This window comes from Tenacibaculum halocynthiae (genome assembly GCF_964512825.1).
Classification (GTDB): Bacteria; Bacteroidota; Bacteroidia; order Flavobacteriales; family Flavobacteriaceae; genus Polaribacter; species Polaribacter halocynthiae.
The window spans coordinates 62,383-86,549 of sequence record NZ_CAZELG010000033.1 but is presented as its reverse complement, the minus strand read 5'-3'; the positions used below and the strand labels follow the sequence as shown (position 1 = coordinate 86,549).

The 24,167-nt window shown below is 30.2% G+C and carries 24 protein-coding genes and 1 pseudogene; 2 read left to right on the top strand and 23 right to left on the bottom strand.

Annotated features, from left to right (window positions below; genetic code table 11):
* The first annotated feature begins 5 nt into the window (after positions 1–5).
* Both ACKTTQ_RS12925 and ACKTTQ_RS12920 read left to right on the top strand, forming a co-directional pair.
* On the top strand, positions 6–1,967 hold the full coding sequence (locus ACKTTQ_RS12925) for a YgiQ family radical SAM protein (RefSeq protein ID WP_093870498.1): 1,962 nt from the start codon (positions 6–8) through the stop codon (positions 1,965–1,967).
* Between the two features lie 118 nt (positions 1,968–2,085).
* Entirely contained in the window at positions 2,086–2,715 is a 630-nt protein-coding gene (locus tag ACKTTQ_RS12920; RefSeq protein ID WP_093870499.1) for a porin family protein, read from the top strand.
* Between the two features lie 78 nt (positions 2,716–2,793).
* Here the strand turns inward: ACKTTQ_RS12920 and ACKTTQ_RS12915 are convergent, their stop codons facing one another.
* From ACKTTQ_RS12915 to ACKTTQ_RS12805, 23 genes and pseudogenes are all read right to left on the bottom strand, one after another.
* On the bottom strand, positions 2,794–3,441 hold the full coding sequence (locus ACKTTQ_RS12915) for a hypothetical protein (protein WP_299135617.1): 648 nt from the start codon (positions 3,439–3,441) through the stop codon (positions 2,794–2,796).
* A gap of 184 nt (positions 3,442–3,625) precedes the next feature.
* Entirely contained in the window at positions 3,626–5,074 is a 1,449-nt protein-coding gene (locus ACKTTQ_RS12910; RefSeq protein WP_408049424.1) for a nicotinate phosphoribosyltransferase, read from the bottom strand.
* Positions 5,075–5,239: 165 nt separating this feature from the next.
* On the bottom strand, positions 5,240–5,446 hold the full coding sequence (locus ACKTTQ_RS12905; protein ID WP_408049515.1) for an NADAR domain-containing protein: 207 nt from the start codon (positions 5,444–5,446) through the stop codon (positions 5,240–5,242).
* Between the two features lie 208 nt (positions 5,447–5,654).
* Positions 5,655–6,107, bottom strand: coding sequence for a nucleoside 2-deoxyribosyltransferase domain-containing protein (locus tag ACKTTQ_RS12900; RefSeq protein WP_093870502.1), 453 nt, complete (start codon positions 6,105–6,107; stop codon positions 5,655–5,657).
* A 3-nt stretch (positions 6,108–6,110) separates the two neighbouring features.
* Positions 6,111–6,837 (bottom strand): annotated as a pseudogene (locus tag ACKTTQ_RS12895) (metallophosphoesterase family protein).
* Between the two features lies 1 nt (position 6,838).
* Positions 6,839–7,387, bottom strand: a complete 549-nt coding sequence (locus ACKTTQ_RS12890; protein WP_408049423.1) for a prolyl hydroxylase family protein — start codon at positions 7,385–7,387, stop codon at positions 6,839–6,841.
* Positions 7,388–7,392: 5 nt separating this feature from the next.
* Positions 7,393–7,944, bottom strand: a complete 552-nt coding sequence (locus ACKTTQ_RS12885) for an RNA 2'-phosphotransferase (RefSeq protein ID WP_408049422.1) — start codon at positions 7,942–7,944, stop codon at positions 7,393–7,395.
* An 11-nt stretch (positions 7,945–7,955) separates the two neighbouring features.
* Positions 7,956–8,429: a macro domain-containing protein gene (locus ACKTTQ_RS12880; protein WP_408049421.1), complete on the bottom strand. Its 474-nt coding sequence runs from the start codon at positions 8,427–8,429 to the stop codon at positions 7,956–7,958.
* A complete protein-coding gene (locus ACKTTQ_RS12875) occupies positions 8,422–8,934 on the bottom strand; it encodes an O-acetyl-ADP-ribose deacetylase (RefSeq protein ID WP_408049420.1) in 513 nt (170 codons plus the stop codon). The genes ACKTTQ_RS12880 and ACKTTQ_RS12875 overlap by 8 nt, the downstream gene beginning before the upstream one ends.
* On the bottom strand, positions 8,924–9,892 hold the full coding sequence (locus tag ACKTTQ_RS12870) for an ADP-ribosylglycohydrolase family protein (protein ID WP_408049419.1): 969 nt from the start codon (positions 9,890–9,892) through the stop codon (positions 8,924–8,926). The genes ACKTTQ_RS12875 and ACKTTQ_RS12870 overlap by 11 nt, the downstream gene beginning before the upstream one ends.
* Positions 9,893–9,895: 3 nt before the next feature.
* On the bottom strand, positions 9,896–10,534 hold the full coding sequence (locus ACKTTQ_RS12865) for a DUF4291 domain-containing protein (protein ID WP_408049418.1): 639 nt from the start codon (positions 10,532–10,534) through the stop codon (positions 9,896–9,898).
* 2 nt (positions 10,535–10,536) lie between these two features.
* A complete protein-coding gene (prs, locus tag ACKTTQ_RS12860) occupies positions 10,537–11,379 on the bottom strand; it encodes a ribose-phosphate diphosphokinase (protein WP_408049417.1) in 843 nt (280 codons plus the stop codon).
* A 64-nt stretch (positions 11,380–11,443) separates the two neighbouring features.
* Complete coding sequence (locus ACKTTQ_RS12855; protein ID WP_408049416.1) at positions 11,444–12,133, bottom strand: NUDIX domain-containing protein; 690 nt, start codon at positions 12,131–12,133, stop codon at positions 11,444–11,446.
* 129 nt (positions 12,134–12,262) lie between these two features.
* On the bottom strand, positions 12,263–13,393 hold the full coding sequence (locus ACKTTQ_RS12850) for a glycerophosphodiester phosphodiesterase (RefSeq protein WP_408049415.1): 1,131 nt from the start codon (positions 13,391–13,393) through the stop codon (positions 12,263–12,265).
* Positions 13,394–13,581: 188 nt separating this feature from the next.
* Positions 13,582–14,451 carry a hypothetical protein gene (locus ACKTTQ_RS12845; protein ID WP_408049414.1) on the bottom strand — a complete coding sequence of 290 codons (870 nt, stop codon included), beginning with the start codon at positions 14,449–14,451 and terminating at the stop codon, positions 13,582–13,584.
* Positions 14,452–14,868: 417 nt separating this feature from the next.
* Positions 14,869–15,408, bottom strand: a complete 540-nt coding sequence (locus tag ACKTTQ_RS12840) for a sigma-70 family RNA polymerase sigma factor (protein ID WP_299135604.1) — start codon at positions 15,406–15,408, stop codon at positions 14,869–14,871.
* A 238-nt stretch (positions 15,409–15,646) separates the two neighbouring features.
* Entirely contained in the window at positions 15,647–15,988 is a 342-nt protein-coding gene (locus tag ACKTTQ_RS12835; RefSeq protein WP_408049413.1) for a DUF3703 domain-containing protein, read from the bottom strand.
* Positions 15,989–16,036: 48 nt separating this feature from the next.
* Positions 16,037–17,650, bottom strand: coding sequence for an amidohydrolase (locus ACKTTQ_RS12830; RefSeq protein WP_408049412.1), 1,614 nt, complete (start codon positions 17,648–17,650; stop codon positions 16,037–16,039).
* A 123-nt stretch (positions 17,651–17,773) separates the two neighbouring features.
* Positions 17,774–19,534, bottom strand: coding sequence for a S41 family peptidase (locus ACKTTQ_RS12825; RefSeq protein WP_093870516.1), 1,761 nt, complete (start codon positions 19,532–19,534; stop codon positions 17,774–17,776).
* An 11-nt stretch (positions 19,535–19,545) separates the two neighbouring features.
* Positions 19,546–20,283, bottom strand: a complete 738-nt coding sequence (locus ACKTTQ_RS12820; RefSeq protein ID WP_299135601.1) for an outer membrane beta-barrel protein — start codon at positions 20,281–20,283, stop codon at positions 19,546–19,548.
* A gap of 467 nt (positions 20,284–20,750) precedes the next feature.
* A complete protein-coding gene (locus ACKTTQ_RS12815; protein ID WP_113785601.1) occupies positions 20,751–21,125 on the bottom strand; it encodes a MauE/DoxX family redox-associated membrane protein in 375 nt (124 codons plus the stop codon).
* Between the two features lie 2 nt (positions 21,126–21,127).
* Complete coding sequence (locus ACKTTQ_RS12810; protein ID WP_113785602.1) at positions 21,128–22,564, bottom strand: M20/M25/M40 family metallo-hydrolase; 1,437 nt, start codon at positions 22,562–22,564, stop codon at positions 21,128–21,130.
* A gap of 42 nt (positions 22,565–22,606) precedes the next feature.
* Positions 22,607–24,166 carry an alanine/glycine:cation symporter family protein gene (locus ACKTTQ_RS12805; RefSeq protein ID WP_299135597.1) on the bottom strand — a complete coding sequence of 520 codons (1,560 nt, stop codon included), beginning with the start codon at positions 24,164–24,166 and terminating at the stop codon, positions 22,607–22,609.
* Between the last annotated feature and the right edge of the window lies 1 nt (position 24,167).

Genomic DNA, 24,167 nt, shown 5'->3' with positions numbered 1-24,167 from the left:
ACGGCATGAGAATTAGACGACTTTCAGATTGGTTACCTACAACAAATAAAGAGGTAAAATTACGTGGATGGGATGAATTAGATGTAATCCTATTTAGTGGTGATGCATATGTAGATCATCCATCTTTTGGACCTGCAGTTATTGGACGTATTTTAGAAAGTTACGGTTTGCGTGTAGCTATTGTTCCACAACCTAGCGTACATGATAATTTACAAGACTTTGTTAAGTTAGGAAGACCGCGATTATTTTTTGCGGTTACTGCTGGTTGTATGGATTCTATGGTAAGTAACTATACGGCAAGTAAAAAACGTAGAGATAAAGATGCATATACTCCTAATGGAGATAAAGGGTTTAGACCCGATTATGCAACAACTGTGTACACAAAAATATTAAAAGAGAAATTTCCAGATGTGCCTGTTTTAATTGGTGGAATTGAAGCATCATTACGAAGAGTTACTCATTATGATTATTGGTCAAATAAATTGATGCCATCTATTTTAGAAGAGTCAGGAGCCGATATGCTAGTGTATGGAATGGGAGAGCAACCTCTTAGAGAATTAGTAGAATTACTTCAAAAGGGTGTACCATTTTCAAGCTTAAAAACTATTAAACAAACTGCTGTTTTATTAGGGGAGTATGAAAAAATACCTAAAAATAAAAACTGGCAAGATGTTGAAATTTCATCTCATGAAAAATGTTTGAAAGATAAAAAGGCATATGCTTCTAATTTTAAAGTTATAGAACAAGAATCTAATAAATTATATGCTAGAAGAATTTTTCAAAATATAAAAGATAAGAAGTTGATGATTAATCCGCCATACCCAACAATGACGGAAAAGGAAATAGATGCTTCTTTTGATTTACCTTTTACTAGAATGCCTCATCCTAAATACAATAAAAGAGGGGCTATACCTGCATATGAAATGATAAAGTTTTCTGTAAATATTCATAGAGGATGTTTTGGAGGATGTAGTTTCTGTACGATTTCCGCGCATCAAGGAAAATTTATAGCAAGTAGAAGTCAAGAATCTGTTTTGAAAGAAGTAGATGAGTTAACTAAAATGGATGATTTTAAAGGGTACTTATCAGACATTGGAGGTCCATCAGCAAATATGTACCAGATGAAAGGTAAGGTGCAATCTATTTGTGATAAATGTGTAGCTCCATCTTGTATTTCACCTGTAATATGTAGCAACTTAGATACATCGCATAAACCCTTAACGGAGTTGTATCAAGCTGTTGACAAGCATCCAAAAATTAAGAAATCATTCATAGGTAGTGGTATAAGGCATGATATGTTAGTACCCGAGTTTAACAAAAATGCAGATCCTAAAGAATTAGATGCGTATACTGAGGAAGTAATGACTAAACATGTTTCTGGGCGATTGAAAGTTGCACCTGAACATACTTCTGATCCAGTTTTAAAATTAATGAGAAAACCTTCATTTACTTATTTCCATAAGTTTAAAGATAGGTTTGATAAAATTAACATAAAGAAAAAGTTAAATCTTCAATTAATACCTTACTTTATTTCAAGTCACCCAGCTTGCGAACCAGAGGATATGGCAAACTTGGCAGCTGAAACAAAAGATATGGGATTTCAGTTAGAACAGGTGCAGGATTTTACACCAACACCAATGACAGTTGCTACAGTAATTTATTATAGTGGATATCACCCATATACATTAAAAGAGGTTGGTACCCCTAAAACAAAGCAAGAAAAGTTAGAGCAACACAAATTTTTCTTTTGGTATAAAAAGGAAAATAGAAAGTGGATAAAAGATAAACTAACGAAAGTAGGTAGAACAGATTTATTAAAGAAGTTAATACCTGCGGATGATTCTTGGCGTAAAAATAAACCTCAAAAAACAAGAAATACTTTTGATGATACAGTAACCTTCAATCCTAAATCAAAAAGATCTAGAGGGAAATCTAAAGAAGGTTTTAAAAAGAAGAGGAGAAGGTAACTAACGTTTCTATAAAAATATATAACTTCCTAAGTTTGAAAAAAGAATAATATTAGAATAATTTTTTTAAGACCTTTAAAGTATTTATTTTCGCTCGCGAATTTTAAAAATATTTTTTATGAAAAAGTTATTATTGATACTAGTATTATCAATTACAGGAGCAACAAGTTATGCTCAAAAATCAGGAGATTTTGAATTTGGAGGTAATTTAGGAGTTAATTTTTCAAACTTACAAGTTAGCTCAGGTGGAATAAACAATTTATCTACAGATTACACAACAAGTTTTAACATTGCAGCAACTGGAGAATATTATTTTTCTGACCGTTGGGGAATTAAAGGAAAGTTGATTTTTGATCAAAAAGGTTGGGGTAATGGTTTTTTTGAAAGTAGCAATGGAGCTAGAGTTATTACTGACTATAAGTTAAGTTATTTAACTTTACCATTAATGGCAAACTGGCATTTTGGTTCTGAAAGAAATTGGTATATAAATTTTGGACTTTATCTAGGGCTTTTATTAGATGCTGAAACATTAGATGTAAAAACTAATTTACCATTAATAGATGCATTTAATAGCACTGATGTTGGTTTAGCACTTGGAATAGGATATAAATTCCCTGTAAATGAAAGCACAAATCTTTTCTTTGAACTTGATGGTCAAGCAGGTTTTACTTCTGTATTTAAAGAGGCTACAACATCTTCAAGAAATAATAGAAGTGCACTAAATTTTGGAGTTTTATTTTCATTATAGATTAAAAAAAATAAAAATAAATTTAAAAGACTGCTTGTGAAAGCAGTCTTTTTTTTTGTGAAAAGTTTGTGTGATTTTTTATTTCTTTTTTGGTTTGTACTTTCTACTATGATAACTAATATAAAATGTACCTATAATTGAAGGAAGTATCCAAGAAATTATGTTTCCTAACCCTAGTCCAGCAACTATAAAAGCTGTTACTGAAGCAATTAATGCTCCGGATATTTTACCTATGTGGCTTATTAGCCAGGCATTCTTTTTTTCTTTAAAATTTTTAAAAAACAAAAAATCTTTAATAGTCATTAATGTACCAAAGCCACCAAAGAAAAGGTATAAAATACTGTTTTCTATCTTTTGTATAAAGCCTAACAAACCTAAACCTATCATCAGTAAAGAAATTACGAACATACTTCCTGAAATCAATTTATCAAGATTATTTGCTTCTAATTTTTGCTTAGGTTTAAATGTTAAGGCACGATTACCAACTAACACTAGGTAAATAGTAAATAAGCCTATTAAAAACAAAAAAGGATTTTCATGATTTGGCATACAGGCAATAGGTAATGATATAATTGAACTAGTAAACATACCTATAGAAAATAGTTTCCCTAATTTTTTATGTATTGGACTTCCTTTTTTTACAATACTACTACCTATTCCAGTTATTAAGCCTAGCCCTCCAAAAAATGCATGTATGTAGATAAAAATCTTTATTGTTTCTTCCATGTGTTAGTTTGTTTATTTGATAGTGCAAATATGAAATAAATGGTTCTTAGCTGATATTAATTTTTACTGAGTTGTACTTTTTTATAACTGAATTGTAAAAAGCTTTTTTATGTACTTTTTTTAAGTAAAAAAGCACAAGTATATAATTACTTGTGCTTTTGGAAGGAATAAATTTGATTCTTATTTATACTATTCTTTTTCTAATTTCACTCAATTTCTCATCAATTAATAATTTCCCATTTCTGAATACTTCTTTCAGTTCACCTTGTTTTTCTTCTTCCCAACTAACTTGGTCATATAATTTGTATTCTCCATTTTCTAACGTTACTTTTAATAAGCCTTTAGCAGATTTTTTAGTTCCGTCATCGGTAATTGGATCTTTAAAAATTTCTCGCCCTTTACCAGCAACTTCACCATAAGTGGCTTTCATTGCAAAACCAAATGTATCACGTGTATTGTATTGATATGTAAAAGAACCAATTCCTAGTACTACATTAGTAGATGCAAACCCTTTTTGTTTTAAGCGTTCACAAATTTGTGTAGCTCTATCTAAAGTTATGCTATCTCCATAAATAGCACCTATATGACTGTCTAATTCTTTATACCCTTTTGTATTAGTGTTTCCTCCAAAAGTCTCCCAAAGCAATTCAATAACACCTTTTTGCGCTTCAATTGATTTACCATTTGGGTTTCCACAAATAATGTCAACAGGATCTCCACTGTCAGGTCTAATAACTACTTTACCATTTCTTGCTAATACATCTTTTTTTAGGTTTGGTAAATATTCAGTTAATACTTTCCATAAATCCCAGGTATCAGAAACAATTGAAACAATTCCATTAGGGTATACCTCAGTAATTAATCGTTTAAAAGTTTCTTCTTCACCAGTGTTAGTTCCCATGCACATTACAGAATGTTCTGTAGCAGCAACTGAACCACCAATTAATTCGGTATCAGAATTTGCATTATAATAAGTTTCAAAAAAATCTATGGTAGGAATAGTGTCAGTTCCTGTAAAGCTTAAAAGATGCCCTGCTGAACTCATAATAGCAGCTTCTAATCCAGCCATTCCTCTCATAGAAAAATCATGACCTTGCCAATCTACAAATTCAGGAATAGATGAAGTTTCTTGTGCGTATTTATCTAATATTTTTCTATATTTCTTAGCAATAGTAGCTGAATTGCAAGGTAACCAAACTGTTGTAGATAGTAATGTTTCAAAATAATTAGTTAACCAAAAGAACTCTGGTAAAGTATTATACATAGTAAACATTGGAACTCTTATCGGAACTTCAGCTCCTTCTGGTAATGCTTTTATAACCATAGGTATATATCCTAAGTCATGTAAGTCTTCTATGTGTTTAATACCTACTAAGTTTTCCCCTAAATAATTATTTATTCTTCTACTATATTTTTTACAAACTTCGTTTTTTGGCTTATTAAAAAAATTTGTTTGAAATTCTTCGATAATGTATTTTTTTATGAAGTATTGCAATCCAAAAAAAACAACTTTATCAATTCCTTCAATTCTACTTTTTCTAGGAGTCCAGTTTGAATATACTAAAGTTGTTTGATTAGGGTATTGCCTTCTGTGGTCTACCTTGTAGCCGTCTGTGTATAATAATGGATTCATAGTATATTAATTTAATATGTGTCAAATATACGCAAATTAAATTGGCGCTACAAATTTAAACTCTTTAATTGATCTCTTACTTCCATTAAAGCATAGCCTAAAAGATTTTCACCTTTCCAATTTTTTTGGATTTGAAGAAACTTCATTATCTTCTGCCATACCTATTCACCATATTGGATCTACAGGGCTTGCTTCAACTAATACTCTTCTTTTTGTTTGTATTAAAAATTCTTTTAGTGCTGAATTTTGAGAGAACTTTGCATAATTACCATTTACAACAATTTGAAATCTATGACTGTTCCAAATATCGGAGTTAAAGTTCTCTACTTGTCTTCCTAATTTTTTTGCAGCTGCGGGAGATTTACATTCAATAATTTTTTACCTGATTCCTTCACAGTTAAATAACCTTGCTTTTTCAGCCATCATATAATGTTCAGCTGTTTTATAGGTAATGTTTTCTACAGTAAATTTAGCTTCTCACCATTGGCTAAAACAACTTTTACTTATGCTTCCATCTTTGTTAGGTTGATGTCCCCAAAAGAATAAATACTTTACTATTTTTCAAGTGTTTTGTATACTTTTAATTGTATGTTTCATAGTTTTCACTTAAATATTGAACAGCTTGATTTATAGTATTAAAAATTGATGTTTTATGTTTATTGCATAGAACTTTAATATAGCGACTTTGGTAAAATTCATTCGGGCATATTACTATTAACTTGGAAGTAGAAACATACATTCCTAATTCTACTAAAGAAATAGGTGATTTAGCGTTGGGTAAAAAGTTTAGTATTATTTTATCAGATATATGAAGTGCGTCTAGTTCCCATTTTATATGCTCTTTCATTTTAAAATTACTTAATTCATTATGGTCAATTCGAGTAGGATCAAAAAAATGCACTGAACTCCCAGTTTTATTAATTATTTCTTGTCTCCAATTACTTTGTAGATGGTAATCAATGCTTCCTGCTAAAAAGAAATATTCTTTTCCTTTCTCTTTCTTTGGTAATTTATTAGTTGAGGTATATATCATAATTTAATTCCTCCCTTTTTCTTCAGGATATAAGCTGTGTAGGCTATCACTTTGGCAATATTTTTTACTATCAATATCCATAATACTTAAATATCCTTTAAAGGCTGCACCAGTATCAACATTCCATACATTACAACCTTGCATTGGAACCATAACATTATAATGAGTAGTAGGAGTATGACCAATATAAATTTCTTTAAATAGTTTTAATCTTTTAGGAAATAATAAGGAATCTTTTTTTATTCTTTTATCCATAGTAAGTGCCATTTCCCATAGTGTTCTATCCCAGTTGTAATTAGATTGGTGAACTTCTTGAGAAGGTCCATGCATTGAAGTAAATCCTGCATGGGATAAATAACCTATTTTGTTTATCTATATGAAAGAGTTTCATACGCTCCAAAAAATTTAAATGCTCACTTTTTTGTTCTGAACTATAATTCTCATAACTTTTTATAGTCATAGTGCCTCCATGGAATAACCAAGATTGGTTACTGGTACCTTCTTTCAACCAATTTTCACAATAAACATCATGATTTCCTTTAATAAAAATGCATTTATGAGTGCTCTCTAATTTTATTAAAAAATCAATTACTTGTGCAGATTCACCCCAACCATCTACATAATCCCCTAGAAAAATAAGAGTGTCTTCAGTATTTACTTTCGCTTTTTTCAAAATTTGTGGAATGGCTTTTAAACCTCCATGTATATCACCTATTACAAATGTTTTCATATTAAATTCGTTTGTACATTATATCTGTTCTGAGTATGTACTTTATACCAGAAATTATTTCTTTTCCCTCGTGCATCAATCGATGTTTAAACACAAGAGCAGTTCCTTTTTTGGGAGAAATGGTAAATAGCTTTCGAAATTCAGTTTCACCTCCTTCAAAGTCATCATTTAAATATATGAGAAATGAAAATAAGCTTTCTTCGTTTAAATTTCTTTTAAAACTTCCATCAATATGCATTTTAAAACGTTGTCCTGATGAGTATTTATAGACTCTAAGCATTTCATTGAGCTCTAATGCTTTATAAAATCCAACTTTTTGTGGAATAAACTCTTGAATTTTTATCCAAAGCTTGTCAGCTAAATTTTTGTCGAAAAAAATATATCTATCGTTATTCCGAATATTTTTATTCATTATTTGTTGACCATCAATAGAAATTTTGGCTTCTTCAAATTTTATGTTTTCATACTGATTTAAGTAGTTGTTGCATTCATGTTCAGTGAAGAAGTTTTCAATGGTAAATACATCAGGGTTTAATGCAATTTTTTTCATAATCTCTAACTTTTAAGTACTATAAATTCAGAGGGAACACTATCAGTTAGCCATACATTATTTTCAGATAGATAAAACTCGTATCCTTCTGACTGCATTTCTCCTGATTTAACAGTCAAAATAATTGGTTTTCCTCTTCTACTTCCAACTTTCATAGCAGTTTCTATTTCTGTGCTTAAATGAACATGCTGTCTGCTCATTTTTTGTAACCCATTATCATGAATAGCGTTCATGAATTTGGCAACAGTTCCATGGTATAAAAACTCAGGAGGTTGTATTGGTTTTAATTCTAAATCTATTGTTTTTAAAGAATGCCCTTGATTCGCTCTTATTTTGGTTTTATCATTATTAAAAGTGAATCGTTTTTTATCGTTGTTTGCTACTACAGCTTCTAATTCGTCTATAGTAAAACGAAATCCATGTTTTCTTGATTTTTGAAGTAATTCTTCAATAACAGCCCATCCGTTTGAGTCTAATTGTAATCCAATTTTTTCAGGTTGATGTCTTAATAGTAAACTTAAAAACTTACTTATTCTTTTTATATTTTTTTCATTCATTGTTTTTTTCTTTAGTCAAAATCATATACGGTAATTGGAATTATATGAGTACTAAGTTCTTTATTTATTATTGGCTCTATTTTATCCCATGAACCACCAGCAAGTCCACAACCAATTCTTGGCATATGAACAGAAGCGTTTAATTCTTTTGCTTTTTCTTGTACTTTTTTTAATTCTTGCTCTATAGCTTTGTATCGAATAGGAGGAGTACCTGTACTATCTTTTCTAATTTTGTGTTGTCCTATTAAATTAGCAACCCATAAATTATTTTCAACTTTTACAAATTGAACAGCCCCTAGTTTAAAACTTTCTTCTGACTTGTGCCATTCCCGATATTCTTCTTCCGGTTTTTTCCATTTTTTAGAAATAGTCAATACAAATCCTTTTCCCCATCCACCAATATCATTGCATATATGAACAATTATTTTATTCTCATTTCCAATGGGTTTAGTGGCGTCTCCTTTGATGTATTTTATCTTATTCATTATTCAGTGCTTTTTTGTAAATAGTATAATTTTCATCATCAAAACAAACAAAAGTAACTTCGTTTAATATTTGATTATCTTTAATTGTTTTGATAGCTATTTCAGCTGCTAATTGCTTTGGAAACTTATAAATACCAGTACTTATATTAGGAAAAGCAATTGTATTCAAGTTGTTCTCTTTAGCAAGTAACAAACAGTTTACATAGCAGTTTGCTAAATTTTCTTTCTCTTTTTCAATCCTTTTCCCACCATTGTATACAGGGCCAACTGTATGTATCACCTTTTTTGAAGGAAGATTACCAGCTGTTGTAATCACAGCCTCTCCAATTTTACATTTCCCTTGCCTATTTCTTATTTTTTGACATTCTTCAAGTATAGTTTTTCCACCAGCTCTATGTATGGCGCCATCAACACCGCCACCACCTAATAAACTGGAATTAGCTGCATTTACTATTGCATCAACTTTTATTTTTGTAATATCCCCTTGAATTAAATTAATTTTCATAGCCATATTTTTTAGCAAACTGCTTACTTAGTAATATAATATCTTCTTTTTTAACAATAGCATGTATCCATTCTTTCGGAACATCATTTAAACCATAATACATTCCCGCTACAGCACCAACTACTGTAGCAGTAGTATCGGTATCTTCTCCTAAGTTTATAGCTTTACAAACTGCTTCTGTATAACTAGAAGTGTTTAAAAGTGACCATAAACTTGCTTCTAGAGTGTGAACTACATATCCTCCAGAACTGATATCTTCTTCTTTTAACGACTTTATGTCGTTTTCTAAAATTTTTGAAAAATGTTTTTGTTCATGAGTTGAAATTTGTCTTTTATTAAAAAAGTCATTAATATCTACCTGCATTTTTTTATATGAAACTTCTATAGAATGTCCTTTTAGAATAAATTCAGTAAATTTTAAATATATTAAACAAGCTAGCGCTGATCTAATGTGCGGGTGAGTTAATGATGAAACACTCCAAATTAGATCAAATTGTTCTTCAGTACTTTTATCTTTAATATAAAAAAGTAGAGGGATTATTCTCATAAGTGAACCATTACCATTAGTATATTCATCATCAGAATATTTTAAAAAATCTAAATCTTTGTATTCTCTTGAACTTAATATTTTAGTTAATTGATAAATTGATTTTCTAGTTTGTATTCCGATGTCGAAAACCTCACCATAAGGTGTCCAAATAAAGCAATCCATCCATAAGATAAACTTTTGAGAAATATCAACTAAGTCATATTTGTTACATAAGCTTTCGGCTAAACAAAAGGTTAAAGAACTATCATCTGACCATGTTCCTTTAGGTTGATGATGTGTACCATACTCTCGCATGTCAACAACTGGATTGTTCTGTAACTCCTGTCTTGATTTGAATTCAACAGGAACCCCTAATGCATCAGCTAAAGCTAACCCTAAAAATGTAGATTCAATTATATTAGTTTTCATTAATTAATTTTTTAATCGCAATAATTTATTTATAGAGTTATTAATACTCAAATAGGGCTTCTCTTCAGGTACTATTAGTTTATCTAATTCTTTATTTAAAACGTGCTGATGTTGCTCTTTAACAAATTGAGAAATGTCTTCAATTTCTATAATGTCTTCAGTTGCATACTTTATGATTTCATTATTTCTAATTCCAATTTGTATAGCTCTTCTATCTATTTTATCTCCATAAGGATTATGGTCAGGGTCCCATTGTAAACGTATTGAAGAATTTTTTACCTGCTCTTGCCAGTTTTCACGTGTTGTATAAATGTCTTCTTGATAATTAGAATAAACAGCTTTACTTAAATAACGTTCAAAAGCTTCTTTTTTTAGGTGAATAGCTAAAACGATTTCTTGCCCTTCTTTTGTACCCCAACCATTTCTGTACATCATCCATAAAAAGTTAGGTTTTATCCATGTCATACGTGTATATTTAAAAGGTCCACCGAAGTATTGGTTGTTCATAGCAAAATTCCCAATAGCTGGACGATATGATTGGTATACAACCACTTTTTCGTCATCATACTGTGCCATTATGTGATGTCCTTCTTTTGGCCACTCTTTTATTTGTTCTTTATATAGCTTTGTTTTAAGTTTCATTTTTATGTTTTTATTACTTCTTCTATTTTTATTTGTATACAATTTTCTCCATCAAAAGTTTTAAAGCTATCAGTGGTGAAAATTTCAGAAAAATATTTTTTTAATTCTTTAAATCCGTTACTAAATATCCCATGACTTACAGCTAAGTATAAATTTCCAGCATTTTTAGCTTTCAATTCTTGTGCTAAGCCTAAAAATGTGCCACCACCATCGCAAATATCATCTACAAGTAAACAATCTTTTCCTTTTAAATCTTCAGCATATACTTTAAATCCTGATAATTTTCCTGTTTTTACATCTCTACTTTTTGAACATTCTACTACTTCATAGTTCTGTAAATAAGAAGCTACTTTGTATATTTTTTTTAAAGCTCCACCATCTGGTGATATTAATATTAATTCATCTGATAGTTTATTAGTAACTAGTTCTATAAATTTATAATTGTCAATTACCTTACAGTTGTTTAATAGGGCAGGAGTAACTTCTGAATGCGGGTCAAAAACAGTAACCGATTGGTAGTTTTGACTATTAATAACTTCTGCATATACTTTTACCGATAACGGTTCACCACTTGTCATTAATCTATCTTGACGTGCCGCTGGAAAATAGGGGAGTACCAAATTTAATTTTTCAACTCCCATATTTTTAAGTGCATTGGTAGCCAGTAAAAGAGTTCCAATATCATTAAATGATTGAACACGATGTGTAATAGTAACTTGTTCTATGTTTTCTAAATCAGCTATGATTTTAATATGCGGTTCACCTCCTGAAAAGGTGAAAAATTCAAATTCGATACTGTTAGAATTACCAAAAGGAACGAATTGTTTATCTAAATTTAAAATCATATTGCGTTATTTTTACGCAAAAATAGAAAAGTTTTTTAGTTTAGAAAAATATTTTGTGTTTTTTTTACGCAAACTTAATTTCGAAGTGGAATCCGTTCTCTTCTAGTTCTTTATATTTTTCGTCATTAAACTTGAAAAGTTTTGCTGGACGACCACTTGAAGGTTGGTGAATTTTATCAGTTTCAGTTAGAATACCAAAACTGAGTATTTTTTTTCTGAAGTTACGACGATCAATTTTTCTATTTAAAATAGTTTGATATAAGTTTTCTAAGTCTGAAAAAGGAAATTCGTTATTTAATAACTCAAAACCAATAGGTTGGTAGTTGATTTTATTTTGTAGCCTTCTTAAGGCAGTTTTTAAAATGGTATCATGATCAAAAGCAAGTTCAGGAAGCTTACTGATAGAAAACCATTGTGCTTCATCAGCGTCTGTATCTGCAGAAATTTTAAAATTATTTGGACTCACTAAGCCAAAATAAGTTACTGATACTACTCTGTTACGGGGATCACGTCCAGGTTTTCCAAATGTGTATAATTGTTCTAAATAATCGATTGTAACTCCTGTTTCTTCTGCTAGTTCTCTTTGAACGGCATCTTCTAAAGATTCGTTTTCTAAAACTAATCCACCAGGTAATGCCCATGATCCTTTGAAGGGTTGAACCCCTCTTTTAATTAATAAAACGGACAGCTCTTTTTGTTCGTAACCAAATACAACAGCATCTACGGCAACTTTAATATTTTGTGGTATCTTCATTAGTGTTGAATTTACACAAAATTACGAAAGTTTTATTTGTTTTTGTAAAATAGAAGTCTTGATTATAGTAAAAAACCTTCGATCTTAGTGAAAGAAGGTTTTTTAATTAGGGGACTATGTAGTGTAACGTTATTTCTTTTTCCATGTTTTTAAAGCGTTAATCGCTTCGTTTGTGTAATCAGTAAATAAACCGTCAACACCAGCATCAAAAAATAAATGATATTCAGCTTCGGGGTTTTTGTTACTCCATTGTGTATTCTCATTTCTAAAAGTATATGGATGTACCAGTAAGTTATTTTTATGAGCAAGTTTAACAAAGTTAGTTGGTGGTAGTAAAGTATGCGTTCCTTTTTCATCTGTTTTATATGAAATAATAAAAGGTTTCCATGGTCCAATTCCGTCAGCATAGGTAGCTGTAAATTTCATTCCTTCTTCGGTTGTAAAGAACTCATAAGTTCTTTGATCTCCTTTTACATGAAAATCATAAGGGGCTACGTAAGATATAAAATCACCTTGTGGTACGTTGAAATTTAATGAGCCATCTTTGTTAATGTTGTATGTAGAGATTAGTTGCACTAGTTTTACAGATAGTTTAGTGTTTAAATATTGTAACGGTTCAACTTCAAAGCACTGAACAAATACAAGAGAGTTTTTGTCATCTAGATTATTTTCTTGTAAAGCTTCAATTAGTTTATTTTCCATAAAGTGGGAACCAAAAACAGAATTATGGAAATAGGGGTGCTTAATTTCAGGATAAATACCTACTGGTTTTGTTATGTTTTTAGAGTGAGTGATGGTTAAGTCTATTACTTCTTTAAATGTTGGGATATTAAATTGATTATCAAAATTAGTGGGTCTTCCATTATAAGCTTGTTTGGCTTTTAATTTTTTTATTTGAGCCAATGTAAAATCAATAACAAACCAATCCGTAACCATTTTTCCGTCTACGTTTTTTGTAGTTTTTAAGTTAGTAAATTCGGCAACTTCTGAAACATTAGTAGTACCAGACAACATAGGTTCATGCCTAACAATTAAATGACCATCTTTTGTAAGTACTAAATCAGGTTCAATAAAATCAGCGCCTAATTCAATAGCTTTTTTATAACCTTCAATGGTGTGTTCAGGTAATATTGACTGTGCGCCTCTATGGGCTATTATTACTATTTCTTTTGAGTTTTGATCATTTACTTCTTGATCTTTACAAGAGATTGTAATAATGAAAAGTAAAAGTAAAAAAGGAGATAAAGTTGATAGTTTCATGAGGGATTTTTGTTTTAACAAATCAATGAAACTAATATGAGTTAATTGTAAAGAGAGTATTATTTAAATATAATAATTGTTTTTTACTGGGGTATGAAAAGAAGAAATAGGAATATGGCTGTAAAGTCTCCTAAAGTTTTAGCTTTAGGAGATTTTGATAGAGCTCATTATTTAAAGAAAGGATTTTACTAATTACTAGTGATTGTTCCATCATCGTTTATGCTGAATACTTCTAGTTTATCGAATTTTTTTGAAGAGATATTTATTTTTGAAAAAATATATAATGTTTTCCCTTTTAAAGGATACACTATTTTATCAAAGTCGCTACTATTAGTAAGAGTTCCTAAGAATAGAGAGGTATCAAGAGTATGTTTTTTAGTGTCGGTACATGTCTTATCAGAACTTGAACATGGGCTAAACAATGTTTGGCGAGTCATTGTAACGAATGTAGAATGGTTAGAGTCAACAAATAATGTTCCAGTGAAGTCTTTAGTCATGGCTTCTTTAAGGTCTTTAATACCATTGAAAAAATTGACTTTCGTAGGAAGTTTAGCCATATCAGGATAGGTTGGTTGATTTGGATCTGGACTTTTATTAGGGTTTGGATTCGGGTTTTGGTGAGTAAAACCTGGTAGTATACCTGGATTTATTGTTGGGAATGCTGTACAAAAAGGATTCTGAGTTGTACTAGAGCCAAGTGGGTTTTGTGTAGTTACTTGCCCAATAGGTAGGAAGTTTGTATTGTCATTAATCCATTTGGAAAGTACCTTACCAATAAGGTCAGCTTTTTTAAAACCAGGTTGACTTAATCGTATGTGTGGTACATTTATGGTTTTCTTTGAAGGAAGAATATAATTGTAACCTTTACCATTATTATTTGGAAACGGAGGGTCAATATCCTCACAATGTCGTATCACAAATATTGCTTGTTCTCTACTTATATTCTCACCAAGTTTTATAGGTTCGGAGGTACTACTGGTACATGTTATAAATACCAATGCTGTTAGTGATAATGTTAAGAAAAATGAAATGTTTTTTTGTAGTCGGTAATTTTTCATAATGTGAATCTGATGTTAATTCCTACTCTTGTGGCTTTTCGGTTTCGCCCCGTTTCATACATTAGTTACTGGCTCTAATTATTTTTAACTTTTAAGTAGACTTACGTCATGATTAAAGAGTGTTGGTAAATTGGAAGATTTACGAACCTTTTGCTTATTTTAATTTATGGTACTAAATAGGGTTAAGTGATATGCACTTACAATAACTATGTTAAGATGTATTGAAATATATTTTTTTGATTTCAATTTAAAGTTGAGGAATTAATGAATAGAATTTTTAGAAAATTATATAGAAGCCATGTATTCGAACATATGAGTTTGGTAATTAGGTATAGAAAGAAGTAGGTAAGTTGTTTAACTTATTTTTTAAGAGATTTTTTTTAATGTAGAAGGATAAAAAAGATGAATTAAGAAGTGTTATCCACAAATCTTACAATCATCTTTATCTTGAACTTCACCTACTAGTTTTCCTTCTTCATTTAATACGTAACCACAGCAATCCATAAAGCCTTGGGCGATTAATTTTCTAGCACGTTGTATTTGTGATTTTGTTGTAGGTAAGCTTTGATTTAAATAGTTTGCTACTTCTTGTTGTTTTAATCCTTTTATATCGGATAAAAATAAAGGATTTCGATATTTTTTAGGTAAGTTTTGTAAGATACCGCGTAAGCAATCTTTTTCAGTATGGCTATTTTCTTCAATATAAGTTTCTGTTTCTGAATTTGTAAATTCAGAAACTCTATTGATACTTTTAAAATAATCCATAATTGAATTTCTAGCGATACTAAAAATCCATGGCTTTAATTTGGTAATATTCTTTAGAGTATGAAGTTTGGTGTGTATTTTTATAAAAGTATCTTGTAAAATATCTTCAGTAACTGTCGTGTTTTTTACTTTACCTAGAATAAAATTTCTAAGATCACTAGCGTATTTAGTCCAAACCTGTTTTGTTGTCATTTTAGTGTTTATTAATAAAACAGAAACTACTCTTAAAGGTAAGAATAATTTCTGTTATAGAGTTAACAAATTAATTGATTAACAGTTGCAATTGTTACAAGTGCAGTTTTCGCAAGTACAATTTAAGCAACTTCCAGTTTTACACCCTTCACAAGTGCAAGTACATTGGTTTTTATATTTCATGGTGTTTATATTTTAAATTCATATAGTAGACCAGAAATACTTTAAAAAGATGCAATTAGTTTAAGAAAAATTTTTTAAGCTCTTTTCTAATTGGAATTGGTTTTAAAGGAGAAATGTTTGTGCCACCTGTGTTACCTGTTGGAACCCATATTAAGGTGAATAAAATAGAGGCTATCATTCTAAAAAATTGACCAATCGTTTCTTTATAGTTTTTTGTTTTCAATCCAAAAATTAACATCCAGTAGTGAGATACTGTGTGTCTATAAATATGTTTTTGACCTAAGATATGAGCGTTTTCTAAATGATAAAATGACACTTCAAAGTTGTTACTTTTAAGTGCCATTTTACTTAATAATAGCTGATTGTGAAATTCTTTCTTTTGTTGTTGTTTAGTCATAATTGAAATAGTTTTATCAATAGACTAAACTTTTAGAAAAAAGATGCATCAATTAACCTTTTCACCATTGATATAGGTGGATTTTACTTTAGTTTTTGGAATTTTGTTACCCTCTATAGTAATAATATCGTTTTCTAAAATTACAAAATCAGCTACTTTTCCAATTTCAATACTTCCTTTTTCAGATTCCTCAAAATTCGCATAAGCATTCCATATCGTCATTCCTCTTAAAGCATCCTCTCTAGTTAAAGCATTGTTAATTTGATATCCGTTTTCTGGATACCCTTTTAAATCTTTTCTAATGGTAGCAGCATAATAAGTGTATAGCGGACTTACGTTTTCAATAGGAAAATCAGTACCTAATGCTACCTTACCATATTGCTTTAATAAATCATTGTAAGCATAAGCACCTTTTATTCTGTGTGAACCAACTCTATCTTCTGCCCAATACATGTCAGAAGTAGCATGTGTTGGTTGAATAGATGGTAAAATATTTTTAAAATGATGAAAATCTTTTAAGTCTACTATTTGGGCATGCTCAATTCTCCAGCGTCTATCTCCTTTGTTTTTTAAAACATTGTTGTAGGTCTTAAGCATAACGTAATTAGCAGAATCACCAATGGCATGAGTGTTCATTTGATATTTAGAATTGGAAATTCTTAAAGCCAGCTTTTGTAAATTCTCATAAGAGTTCACTAAAGCTCCAAAATGTCCTTTTTTATCAGAATATTGATCTTTTAAAGCAGCTCCACGTGAACCTAATGCTCCATCAGCATATACTTTTACTGAGCGTACATTAAGTCTGTTAGTTTTAATAATTCCTTTATTTAGATAGTAATCTAAGTTCTCTTTATTGTTAGAAATCATTGCGTAAATACGCATTTTTAAATCTCCACTTTTTTGCAAGCTATCTATAAGTTCAATTACTTGTTTATCTAAGCCAGCATCATCTACTGTAGTTAGTCCTAAGTCAAAACAAATTTTTTCAGCATCTTTAAGAGCTTGTATTTGAGCAGCTTTGTTAGGTTGCGGTACTTTGATAAAATTCATAGCGTTATCAATAAGAACACCAGTAAGTTTACCTTCTTTTTTAATAAATTCTCCGCCGTCTATTTTTGAATCGATAGTTATTCCAGCTAAATCAATTGCAACTTGATTTACTAGCATTGCATGTCCATCAATTCTTCTAATAGCTACAGGTATTGAAGGAAATAGTTTGTCTAGTTTATCTTTTGTTGGAAATTCTTTAATTTCCCAATCGTTTTGGTCCCAGCCCCTACCAGTAATAAATAAGGTGTTTTTCTTTTTTTGAAAGTCTATCAGTTTTTGTAAAACTTCATCATAACTTTTAGTACCAACTAAATTTACTTTTTGTTGTTGTAATCCTAATCCATAAAAATGGCAATGTGCATCTATGAATCCAGGGTAAATAGGTTTGTTTTTAGCATCTATAATGTTGGTTGAGGTATATTTTTCTTGAATTTCCGTATTGGTTCCAACAGCTATAAATTTCCCGTCTTTTATTGCAAAACTTTCAGCTTTATCAAAATTATTGTTTACTGTGTAGGTAATAGAGTTTGTTATAATTAAATCTGCTTTTTCTTTTTGGCTACAAGAAATGATAAAAGAAGTAAGTAGTAGTGGAAGTATTAATTTTTTCATTCAAAATTAGATTAAGTAGTGGATAGTGTTTCAAAAGTATTTAAATTTTATTGTTTATTTTAAATAAAAAAAGGAAAACTAATTAGTTTTCCTTTTTAAAAATATGATAAGAATTATTTTTTCTTATTTAATCGCGTTTAATGCTGCATTATAAGCAGGATCAATAAAAGTAGTACTTAATTGATCAACTTGTGTTTGAGTAGGAATTACTTTTACATCAGGAGTTACCCCAACAGCTTCAACAATCTTTCCGTTACTATCTTGGAAAGCCATTAAAGGCATGTAGAAACTTAAATATCCATTATTTAATCTATTTCCACCATTAAAAGTATCTTGACCACCTAAACCAGCAGTTCCACCAGCACTGTTGTCACCAACAATTGTTACATGGTTTCCTTGAGATTTAATCATCATTGTACTGATTTCAGACATACTAACTGATGATTCATCAATTAAAATAGCTGTAGGTACATTCTGCTTAATTCCGAATTTATGAGGATTAGTTTCAACTGGCACCCATGGGCTATAGTTAAATCTACCATTACCTTCTTTTGTTCTTTGATATCCCCAAACTTTTTGTTGGGTTACAAATCTTTCTGTAAATATACGTGCATCAATTACAGCACCACCACCATTACTTCTTAAGTCTAAAACAACTTTCTTTACTTTACCGTTTGCAATTGGATTATATACTTTTTTATAAAGATCGAAAGAATAGTTTCTAGCTATAGAACTTAATACATCATCAAAATCATTAGTTATTGGAAAAATTCCCCATAAAGTTGTAGAAAAGATGAAACTAGAAATAGTTTGGTAACTTTTTATACGTTTTACATATATACCATATAACTCATTAACAGCAGCTTTTTGACCAGCAGTAGTTGATGGGTTGTTGTAGTATGCTCTTAATAAAGGTAAAACAGCATCGTTTTTAGTATCAAAACTAGCTTTAGCAGTAGTTGTAAAGTTAGCTAAAGGAGTTAAGCTTGCTTCAAGATCGTCAACAAGTTCAGTGCTTTTGAATTTATCAAGAGCAGTAGTGTAATTTTTATATTCGTTTGAAGCGATAACTGTTGAAACTAATTTTTTAAGTTCACTTAAATTATCATTCATCATGTTTTCAAATTGAGAACCAGATGTATTGTCTAAGTCTTTTAAAGCCTTGAAATATGATTGGTTGATTCCTGAAAGACTGTTAATATCTTTTAAGATTGGAAAAGCCCCATCATTAATAGCATGACTAATAACATTAAATTGAGATAATTGAATGTACATAGTTTCAGGATCACTTTTTAAGAATCCAGCTAAAAGTGGACCACCAACATATATAGATGCAGGATCTAATTTTTGAAGCCCCATAACCCTTCTTACGTCACGTTGACTTACTCTTGGGTTTCTTTGAGTTCTACCTAAGTTTACAAAACCATCTTCTTCAGTATATTTGTAAGTCATGTTACTTACAAATGATTCTGTCATAGTAGTTTGACGATTTAATGACTTTACACTAGGTATAGGAATTACAACACTTAATCCAAAGTGTTGATCTAATATTTTATTAGTGATAATTTCAGCAAAATATTTAAAAGCTAAATTAGCTTCTTTTTCAGCTAAAATAGGATCAACGTTCGCTTTATTAAAAGTAGAAAAAGCTTTGAATTTAGGACTGTATTTTCTGTAAATATCATCCCAGTTTTCTTCTTGTTCGTTGAAATAATTATAATCGTTGTTCATAGTATCCCAAAAAGCATTGAAAAGATCAGAATAGCTATTTACAGCTGTTCTATTCAATTCTGCAATTTCTAATGAGTCTTCTCTACAAGATTGTAGTGTAGAGAAAGATATTAATACTATAAATATTTGTAAAATGTATGTGATTTTTTTCATAATAATTAATATTAAAAGTTGTAAGATATTCCAATACCGTAATTAGAGGTAGTGTAATAATAGTTAGACGTTTTTCTTAATTGTTTCTTTTGGTTGTCAGATAGTCCATACATAAAAGAGTACTCAATAAATACACTCAAATTTTTATAAACGTTATAACCAAATCTAGTTTCAGCTTGTAAACCGTAATCTACTCTGTTAAATTGATTTTCATTTTTATCAAAATCATAAGATTCTATTACTGTTTTTCTAGGGAAACCGTTAAAGTTTAATCCTCCAAAAACTTCAACAGTACTTTCTCTTTCTAAAGAATTCCACCAACCCACATAAGTTCCTGCAAAAACTTCAAAATTGAATTTTGTGTTTTTTAATGCATTATGTAAAGGTTGAATTCCTACCATTACAGGAATATTAAAATATTTAGCTCTATGAAGTGTACCAATTCCTTCTTGAGCACCTGTTCTTTGGTATTTGTAATTTTTGTTAATATAAGTTAATCCAGTTTGGATGCTTATATTTTTGTAAACTTTAAAATTAAATCCAGCTTTAAAATAAGATCCAGTATTTCCAGTATATTCTGTGTTTACTCTATTGCTAGCACTGTAGGTTATGTCGTTACTGTTTCCTCCTCCAGATAAACTTACTCTAAATTTTTCTTGTGCTGAAATAGTTTGATTGGTAAAAAATGTAATAAAAAGAAGTAAAAATACTTTTTGTTTAAAAAATAGCTGTTTTTGATTGTTTTTCATAAATGATTGTTTTTAATTGTAAAATAGGTTTATTCACCCTATGCACTGGTCCGTGATGGGTGAAGTTTTTAATGAAGATTTTTAATAGCCGTGTAGGTTAAACAAGCAAAGACAATAACACCCTAATTATTTTTTTGTTAAAAAGTAGGTTTAAACGCTATGATTATTGAGGTAATGAAATTGTAAGGGAATTAAGTGGTTTATTTTTAGCTTGATAGTGTTGTTGTTTGAGTTGTGATTTTTTTTATTTTTTTTTATTTTTTTTGAAGAAAATTAAGAATAATAGATAATCTTGTTCATTTAGGAATGAAAATTAGAAGGAGGGAGAGTTTAAAAACACTTACTGTATTTAAATATAAAAAAGAGGAATAGAGAGTCGAACTTTTACTTTTATTAGTGTTTTTTTTATAAAAAAAAAGCTATATGATAAATTCATATAGCTAAACTAAAAATGTTTTATTTAAGATTTACGACCTGTGTTCTTCAGTTTTGTATATAAGGTAAGTCCAAATTATGAATAAAATTTGAACACCTATTCTTATATAAGAAGCAGATTTTGATCCAATAGCTGGTTCTTCTTTTAAAGAGTCCCATATGTGTATAGGCATAAATAGTATCATTAATAAAAATATACCATAAGCCGATTTCTTTTTATACCCTTTTGAAAAAAGTCCAATTCCTAGAAGTATTTCAATAGCTCCTATTATATAGTTTATAGCTAAATTAGGTAAGAAATCTGGAATGAATCCATTGTAAAAATTAGGGTTGTAGAAATGATTAAAACCACCATAAATTAAAAAAATAGCTAAAAGAATTTTTAACGTTAAAATTAAATATTTCATGATTAAGGTTTCAATGTTTCATTAGTGTATAAATATTTATCCATTAAATAAATTATACTAGCCATTGATGCGCTTCCCAATTCTAATTCTCTTTTATTTACTTTGTCAAATGTATCTGTAACCGTATGATGATAATCAAAATAACGTTGAGAATCTGGGCGGTAACCAACCAAAGTAACATGGTCGTCTTTTAATGGACCGATATCAGCTCCACTTCCTCCTTTATCAATATCATGTAAACCGTATGGTGCTAATAGTTTCTTCCAGCTTTGTAGTAAATGAACATTTTTTTGGTTGGCATCAATTGAAAAACCCCTAGGCGTATGACCTCCTGCATCCGATTCTAATGCACCAATATGTAATTCACCATTTTCTTTTGCTAAACGAGCATATTCTGTAGCTCCTTTCATACCATTTTCTTCATTCATAAAGAAAACGATACGAATTGTGTTTTTGGGTTTTATGTTATTTTTTTTAAATAAGTAAGCTACTTCTAATGATTGTACTATTCCAGTTCCGTCATCATGAGCACCATCGCCTAGATCCCAAGAATCTAGATGTCCACCAACTACCATTATTTTATCTGGGTTTAGACTTCCTTTAATTTCTCCAACTACATTAAAAGAAGGAGCGTCTGGTAAGGTTTTACAACTTTGTTTAAAGTAAAATTTTAAATTAGGGTTGTTTTTTAAGTGTTTACTTAAGTTTTCAGCACCTCTAGAACTAATAGCAGCTGCTGGTATTTGATGTTCTTTAGCAATATCTCCATATCCCATAGACCCTGTATGAGGGTAATCATTAATACCGTTGGTCATTGAACGAACAATCATCCCTTTTGCTCCAAAAGGTCCAACAACAGATGCGCCAGCAAAACGTTGACCAACGCAACCTCCATAAGCTTTAAAAGTGTGTATAAGAGTATTGTCAAAAGCACCATTAAAAAAAACAATTTTGCCTTTTGCTTTATCTCCTAGTTTTTTAGCTTCTTCTAAACTTTTAACTTCAATAACTTCAGCAGTTATTCCATTTGTTGGAGTAGCAATAGAGAACCCTAAAGCACAAATAGGAACATTAATTTTATTACCGTTAATTGTATAATTAGCCTCTTCTTTTTCTCCACGAACCCAATGAGGAACCATTACAGGTTGTAACCAAACTGAGTCAAGACCAACTTCATTCATTATTTTTTCACCCCAAATTACTGCTTTTGCTGCTTCAGGAGAACCTGATAATCTACCTCCAATATTTGATGTTAAATCTCGTAGCCATTCATAAGATTTTCCTTGGGTTAAAGCAGTATTAAAAAGATGTTTAATATTGGTTGAATCTTTTTTTTCTTCAACGGAAAATTTAGCGGGGGATTTTGATATTTCTTTTTGTTCTGTTTTACAAGAGAATATAATAACAGAAGCAATAGTTAGTAAGGTTAATTTTTTCATTTAAATCTAGATCTTTATATGCTATAAATCTACAAAATAGAATTAAGATAAATTGTTTTGTATGGCAGATTTATACCTTTTAAGCTCTTTAATAACTTTAGGAGCTAGTAAAATTAAACCTATCATGTTAGGAACCATCATAGCAAAAACCATGGCGTCTGAAAAATCAATCACAGCATTTAAACTAGCAGCTGCACCAATAATAGTGAAAATACAAAAGATAATTTTATAAACATTTCCTGTTCTTTTTTCTCTTCCAAAAAGATAAGACCAAGCTTGGTAACCATAATAAGACCAAGATATCATAGATGAGAAAGCAAATAAAATTACTGCTATTGTTAGTATGTATGGAAACCATGAAATTCCACTTTCTAAAGCTTTAGAAGTAAGTATTGCCCCTTGTTCAAACGAAATGGTGTTACCAGGTGTTATTTGTCCAGTTATAATTAAAGCTAAAGCTGTCATTGTACATACAAGAACAGTATCAATAAATGGCTCTAACAAGGCAACTAAACCTTCACTAGCTGCATAATTTGTTTTTACAGCTGCATGTGCAATTGATGATGAACCAATACCAGCTTCATTAGAAAACGCACCTCTTCTGAACCCTTGAATAAGTACACCAACCATTCCTCCAGCAATTCCTGTAGGATTGAAAGCACCTTCTATGATTTGGTTAAAAGCAACTGGAATTTGTGTGTAATTTATTGATAAAATTATGATTACAGCTATCACGTATACTAATACCATTACAGGCACCACTTTGTCTGTTACTTTTGCTATTTTTTTGATACCACCTATAATAACGATCCCAGCAAATATGGCCATAACCAGTCCAAATAACCAACCTTTACCATAAATAAAACTTTGCTCACCACCAGTAACATATTCAAATAATTTAAAAGCTTGATTTACTTGAAACATATTTCCACCACCAAATGAACCTCCAACGCACATTATAGCAAAAATTATAGAAAGAGTTTTTCCAATTTTATTAAGGCCAAGTTCTTTTAAACCGTTTTTAAGGTAATACATAGGGCCTCCAAATACAGTTCCATCAGTTTCTATTTCTCTGTATTTTACTCCCAAAGTACATTCGACAAACTTAGAAGCCATTCCTAATAAACCAACAATAATCATCCAAAATGTAGCACCAGGACCACCAATAGATAAAGCAATTGCTACTCCAGCAATATTTCCTAATCCAACTGTAGCAGATAGGGCAGCAGTTAATGCTTGGAAATGAGAAACCTCTCCATTGCCTTCTACTTTTATGGTTTTAGCAATGTCTGTTTTATTATCAGGTTTATCTATGCTGTCGTATTTTCCTCTTACTACATTTATAGCTGTAAAAAAACCACTAAAATTAATTCCTTTAAAATAAATTGAAAAATAACATGCTCCACCAACTAGAATTATTAAAACCCAAGGAATAGCTATGTTTTCTGTAATAGGGATTTGATATAGTATGGTATCGGTAAACCAACTAGTAGCATTATGAAAAGATTGATTGATTTTTTGATCTAAAGATTGAGTTGTGTTTTGAGCTACAGTAATTAATGGAGAAATGAATAAGGTAATAAAAGTAATTAAACGTTTCATG

Excerpts from the sequence above, each read along its gene's own strand:
- ACKTTQ_RS12900 (WP_093870502.1), bottom strand. The coding sequence starts at position 6,107 with ATGATATATACCTCAACTAATAAATTACCAAAGAAAGAGAAAGGAAAA.
- ACKTTQ_RS12910 (WP_408049424.1), bottom strand. The coding sequence starts at position 5,074 with ATGAATCCATTATTATACACAGACGGCTACAAGGTAGACCACAGAAGG.
- ACKTTQ_RS12880 (WP_408049421.1), bottom strand. The coding sequence starts at position 8,429 with ATGAATAAGATAAAATACATCAAAGGAGACGCCACTAAACCCATTGGA.
- ACKTTQ_RS12810 (WP_113785602.1), bottom strand. The coding sequence starts at position 22,564 with ATGAAAAAATTAACCTTACTAACTATTGCTTCTGTTATTATATTCTCT.
- prs (WP_408049417.1), bottom strand. The coding sequence starts at position 11,379 with ATGATTTTAAATTTAGATAAACAATTCGTTCCTTTTGGTAATTCTAAC.
- ACKTTQ_RS12825 (WP_093870516.1), bottom strand. The coding sequence starts at position 19,534 with ATGAAAAAAATCACATACATTTTACAAATATTTATAGTATTAATATCT.
- ACKTTQ_RS12820 (WP_299135601.1), bottom strand. The coding sequence starts at position 20,283 with ATGAAAAACAATCAAAAACAGCTATTTTTTAAACAAAAAGTATTTTTA.
- ACKTTQ_RS12920 (WP_093870499.1), top strand. The coding sequence starts at position 2,086 with ATGAAAAAGTTATTATTGATACTAGTATTATCAATTACAGGAGCAACA.
- ACKTTQ_RS12885 (WP_408049422.1), bottom strand. The coding sequence starts at position 7,944 with ATGAATGAAAAAAATATAAAAAGAATAAGTAAGTTTTTAAGTTTACTA.
- ACKTTQ_RS12865 (WP_408049418.1), bottom strand. The coding sequence starts at position 10,534 with ATGAAACTTAAAACAAAGCTATATAAAGAACAAATAAAAGAGTGGCCA.
- ACKTTQ_RS12875 (WP_408049420.1), bottom strand. The coding sequence starts at position 8,934 with ATGAAAATTAATTTAATTCAAGGGGATATTACAAAAATAAAAGTTGAT.
- ACKTTQ_RS12855 (WP_408049416.1), bottom strand. The coding sequence starts at position 12,133 with ATGAAGATACCACAAAATATTAAAGTTGCCGTAGATGCTGTTGTATTT.
- ACKTTQ_RS12815 (WP_113785601.1), bottom strand. The coding sequence starts at position 21,125 with ATGAAATATTTAATTTTAACGTTAAAAATTCTTTTAGCTATTTTTTTA.
- ACKTTQ_RS12805 (WP_299135597.1), bottom strand. The coding sequence starts at position 24,166 with ATGAAACGTTTAATTACTTTTATTACCTTATTCATTTCTCCATTAATT.
- ACKTTQ_RS12840 (WP_299135604.1), bottom strand. The coding sequence starts at position 15,408 with ATGACAACAAAACAGGTTTGGACTAAATACGCTAGTGATCTTAGAAAT.
- ACKTTQ_RS12925 (WP_093870498.1), top strand. The coding sequence starts at position 6 with ATGAGAATTAGACGACTTTCAGATTGGTTACCTACAACAAATAAAGAG.
- ACKTTQ_RS12870 (WP_408049419.1), bottom strand. The coding sequence starts at position 9,892 with ATGAAAACTAATATAATTGAATCTACATTTTTAGGGTTAGCTTTAGCT.
- ACKTTQ_RS12830 (WP_408049412.1), bottom strand. The coding sequence starts at position 17,650 with ATGAAAAAATTAATACTTCCACTACTACTTACTTCTTTTATCATTTCT.
- ACKTTQ_RS12835 (WP_408049413.1), bottom strand. The coding sequence starts at position 15,988 with ATGACTAAACAACAACAAAAGAAAGAATTTCACAATCAGCTATTATTA.
- ACKTTQ_RS12850 (WP_408049415.1), bottom strand. The coding sequence starts at position 13,393 with ATGAAACTATCAACTTTATCTCCTTTTTTACTTTTACTTTTCATTATT.
- ACKTTQ_RS12845 (WP_408049414.1), bottom strand. The coding sequence starts at position 14,451 with ATGAAAAATTACCGACTACAAAAAAACATTTCATTTTTCTTAACATTA.
- ACKTTQ_RS12915 (WP_299135617.1), bottom strand. The coding sequence starts at position 3,441 with ATGGAAGAAACAATAAAGATTTTTATCTACATACATGCATTTTTTGGA.
- ACKTTQ_RS12890 (WP_408049423.1), bottom strand. The coding sequence starts at position 7,387 with ATGAAAAAAATTGCATTAAACCCTGATGTATTTACCATTGAAAACTTC.